This window comes from Caballeronia sp., assembly GCF_049581465.1.
Classification (GTDB): Bacteria; Pseudomonadota; Gammaproteobacteria; order Burkholderiales; family Burkholderiaceae; genus Caballeronia.
Genome location: NZ_JBAUSA010001024.1, coordinates 1 through 4,197, shown reverse-complemented (window position 1 = coordinate 4,197; position 4,197 = coordinate 1). Strand labels below are relative to the sequence as shown.

Below are 4,197 nucleotides of genomic sequence, written 5' to 3'. Positions count from 1 at the left end.
ATGCATGGGGGTGCCGACGTCGTCATTGCCAATGCGGGAATCAGCGAAGGCGCGCTCACCGGATACGGCGACCTCGACACGTTCCGCAAGGTCATGGACGTCAACTACTACGGCATGGTCGCGACGTTTGAGCCGTTTGTTGCGCAAATGATTGAAGAACGGCGCGGCACGCTGGTCGGGATTGGGAGCGTGGCGGGCGTGCGCGGGTTACCGGGATCGGCGGCGTATAGCGCATCGAAGTCGGCGGCGCTGAAGTATCTGGAAGCGTTGCGGGTGGAAATGCGGCCCAAAGGGGTATCGGTTGTGACGATTGCGCCCGGCTACATCCGCACCCCCATGACCGCACACAATCCCTATTCGATGCCCTTCCTGATGGACGCCGATCGTTTCGCCGAGAAGGCCGCTGGCGCTATCGAGCGGAAGGTGAGCTTCGCGACGTTTCCTTGGCAGATGCGTGTGGTCGGTTCGTTGATGCATGTATTGCCGCGATGGCTGTACGACCGGATGGCTGAGAAGGCGCCAAGGAAACCGAGAGGGGGCGAGTGATTGCGGCGCAGCGCCCCCACAAGGCTATTTAAGCTACCGCGTACCCGAGTTCGTGGTCATGGGGAATCGCCAAGATCTTCTGGTCGGAGCGCTTCGCCAAGATCAAACGTGGCATTGTCGAAATTGACAGACAAGCGCTCTTTACCCTTGCCCAGACTCTTCCTGCTGATTCGCATGACGCCAATGCGCCCTGTCGATGAGATATGCGTGCCCCCGCAGGGCATGACGTTGCCCTCGCATTCCCAATAGCGGGCATCGCGAAACTTCTCATGTGGATAAACGCGCACCTCACTATCCCGAGTCACCAGTTCATTTGCAATACGTTCGATTTGGCCTACATCGTCGATCGTGAAACGGTCTGTGACGCTGAAGTCGAGGCGCGCAGCGTCCGTGCGGATGTGACAGCCGAATATTCCGGCAATCGCGCCGGGCCTGACAGCGGCGACGCCCAGATATAGCAAGTGGGCAGCGGTGTGACTGAGCGACAGTTGCGCTCGGCGCAGCCTCTCTATACGGACAACCACCAGCATGCCTGCGGCGAGACACGGGAGCAGCGGAAGATCGTCGTCGTGAACCACGTGTTCGATGATTCCGCCCACCTGGATATCAGGAAAATCCGCTAGAAGTGCGCGATTTCCGTACATCTTGCGGACGTGAACGAAACGAATCTCCCGGCCGTCCGGGATGATGATCACGCCTTGGTCCGCATCTTGTCCGCCCCCCTCGGGGTACGCGGCGGTCGCGTCGAGTTCTACGTGGTTGAGATCAACCTTCACGACACGGGCAGTGCACTCGGTCAGGGACGGATCGTCGTAATAAAGCTTTTGGGTCGTTCGATTAAGCACAAACATACGATGGCCTTCTCAGTTAGGAATCGACATTCGTAAGAGAGCGTTGCAACCAGCTACTACCGAATGCTTAGGCTTACTATTCTTAACGATTGCGCCAATTTGCGTTGTCAAAAAGCTGACCTAAAGTTTGACCAATGAGACGCTTGGTCATGACGATCCGTGGAGAATCTCCTTGTCGCAAACATTACCAAAACCAAACGAGGAGCCACTTCGCTGCCTGATCGCCGGTTCATATCGAGTGGAATTGCTGCCTCGGCAGCCCTATGAAACATCCTTCCTTCCAGACAGGGCCGTCATTGGCTTTGCTTTCGAAAGCCAGGACGGGCGCCATGCATTTGCGAGCGACCGTATCCGGCCATTCCGTACGAAGCCCAACAGCCTCGCCTTTACACCCAGTGGATGCGAAGTGTTTTCGGTTTCGGCAATCGGAGGCGAGTACTTGCGGATCGTTTGCGAGCCCGGACAGGCCGTTGACGGTGTATCGATTCGTCAATTCAGTGACGTTGTTGACCCGTGTGCCATTGCCGACGCAGAAGCGCTTCGAAGCCTGCTGCTCGGTACCGACTGTGTGCCGCTGTTAGCCGAAGAGAAAGCAATCGCTCTTTTCGAGCGCGTTCAAATCGAGCTACGAGATTCGAACATTGAATCTGCGCTGGCTGGCTGGATGACGACCGCGCGTCTTCGACGTATCGATGAAATCATCGATCGGAATATGGGCGAAGGGACCAGCATCCGGGACATGGCTGCGGCGCTGGACTTATCGGAGGGATTCTTTATTCGCTCGTTTAAAGCGGCGGTGGGCAAAAGCCCTCACAGCTATCTCATCGATCGAAGGCTGGCGCGCGCGAGAGACCTGATACGACATTCACCGCACGACTTGCGCGAGATCGCGCTGGGCTGCGGGTTTTCCTCTCACGCTCATATGTCGGCCGTCTTCAGGGAGCGCCTGGGCGTCGCGCCACGAGATTTCCGCGCGTGAATCGGACGTCACCGCCCGCTCCAACGCGTTGCGAATAACTCGCATACCGCGTTGTGCGGATACGCCAATCAAAAAAGCCCGGCACATCATCGTGCCGGGCTTTTTCACGCAACACCCGCCCGCTTAAAACCCTACGTAAGGCGTCGCGCTCGCCGACGCAAACGCGTAATAAACGTGCCGGCCAAAGAAGAACGGCAAGCCGAAATCGAACAACCCCGGGCCTCCGCCGTAACTGCCGGCCAAACCGGGCAACGCGAAATTCGAGCCGTTGGCACCTAAGGTCTGCGCATTGACCACGCTGAAATTAACCGTGCCCGATGTCGCTCCGTTCACCCCGCTGACCGTAGCGGAAAGCGACTGCGTGCTGGAGGGACAGTAAAAGTCCGTGAAGGTGGACCTGCAAAGGGGCAAGGACGAATCGGTGAAAAACATGCCGTTCGAACCGGTATCGAAGAAGGTGGCCACGGCTGCCCCTTTGTAAGTCCCATTGATCGTCCCCGTATCGTCCGATTTATACGCAGTCACGCCCGTCAAAGCGTTGTTGCTCTGGGTACCAATGCCGAACACCAGCGTTCCCGTGACCGATGGCGCCGGACCCTGCAACGGCGGCAATTGCACGATGACGCCGTTGTTGTCGACCGCGAACTTGGTGACCGGGTTCGTCACCTGGTTGGCGATCGGCACTCCGGCCAGCGAGCAGTTCGTCCCCGACGGGCACGAGTAATAGTTGCTGAGTACGGCGTCCGCACACGCAGTGCCGCAGTCGGTGGCTGACACGCCTATGCCCAGGATGCCGTTCGCGCCGAGATCCGCGGACGTGCTCTCATTGCTGCCGTTAATGCAATTGGTCGCCGGCACGCTCGATGCGTTCAAGTCGCCAACCACCTGGATCGGAACGCTGCTGGCCGTTTCCCCGCCAATCTTCACGTCGGCGGTGCGCACGGTGCCCCACACGAAACCGTCGGCGAATTGCGTGCATTCCGCCAATTGGCCGCCGCTCGCCGAGGTATTGATCTTCAGCGCGCCGATAATCTGCGCGGCGGCGTCGCTCGCAAGCCGCAAACCGTATGAGGCGGTATCGAGTTGAATGTTATTGATGGTCTGGCACGTGCTGGTGCCGGGCACGCAGACGGTGACGGTCACGTTCGGGATGTTCACGAAGTTTTGCGCGCCGGGACCGACTGTGATGGGCACCGTATTCGCCGCCGTGAAGGCAATCGGTTGCGCCGTCGGACCACCGCTGATGGGACTCGGGTTACCGGAATTGCCGGAATTGCCGGAGTTGCCGCCGGAGCCGCCACCTGAGTCGCCTCCACCGCCGCAGGCCGCCAGAAGTATCGATAGGGTGAGGACGGCGAGCCAGCGAAGTAAATGAGCGGGTGACGTGAAGGGCGTCGGACGCATGGTTGGAGTCTCCGTCCGTTATTGAATGTCGCTGGCGGTGACGCCGGCGGGCAACGCCTGAGGCAGGTATGCCTGACCGGTAAACGCACCCATGTGGCCGCCGGAATGCACGACGAGCGAGCTTCCCGTCACGCTGACGGGACCACGGCCGCCGCCATTGGCGCGCTGGTTCTTGATGCCCTGGACATATTGCGGGAAATAGTCGCCTAGCAAGCTGGGAAGATCGGGGAATCTCGGCCCTCGCCACGCAATGCCGAACACCACGCCGCCGGCGCCTACATATTCGTTGACCACGGTCCCGATCGCGAGCGTGGTTGACCGGACGGTATAGGCGCTGGCACTCGCCGACGAAGCTCCGGTAACCGCCGCCCGCGCGACCGCGTTGTTGACGACGGCGCCGGCGGGCGGAGTCATCGG

Annotated in this window: 5 protein-coding genes; 2 read left to right on the top strand and 3 right to left on the bottom strand. The window is 59.8% G+C overall.

Annotated elements, in window-relative coordinates:
• On the top strand, positions 1-546 hold a 546-nt coding region (locus WCA53_RS25010), incomplete at its 5' end, for an SDR family oxidoreductase (protein WP_423916741.1).
• Positions 547-602: 56 nt separating this feature from the next.
• Here the strand turns inward: WCA53_RS25010 and WCA53_RS25005 are convergent.
• Complete coding sequence (locus WCA53_RS25005) at positions 603-1,397, bottom strand: alanyl-tRNA editing protein (protein ID WP_423916739.1); 795 nt, start codon at positions 1,395-1,397, stop codon at positions 603-605.
• Between the two features lie 406 nt (positions 1,398-1,803).
• Here WCA53_RS25005 and WCA53_RS25000 point away from each other — a divergent pair, with 406 nt between their 5' ends.
• Entirely contained in the window at positions 1,804-2,376 is a 573-nt protein-coding gene (locus WCA53_RS25000; protein ID WP_423916737.1) for a helix-turn-helix transcriptional regulator, read from the top strand.
• Positions 2,377-2,499: 123 nt separating this feature from the next.
• Here the strand turns inward: WCA53_RS25000 and WCA53_RS24995 are convergent, their stop codons facing one another.
• Positions 2,500-3,780 (bottom strand): DUF3443 domain-containing protein, encoded by a 1,281-nt coding sequence (locus WCA53_RS24995; RefSeq protein WP_423916735.1) that lies wholly within the window; start codon positions 3,778-3,780, stop codon positions 2,500-2,502.
• 18 nt (positions 3,781-3,798) lie between these two features.
• The coding region (locus tag WCA53_RS24990) for a DUF2844 domain-containing protein (RefSeq protein WP_423916733.1) at positions 3,799-4,197 on the bottom strand (399 nt) is incomplete at its 5' end.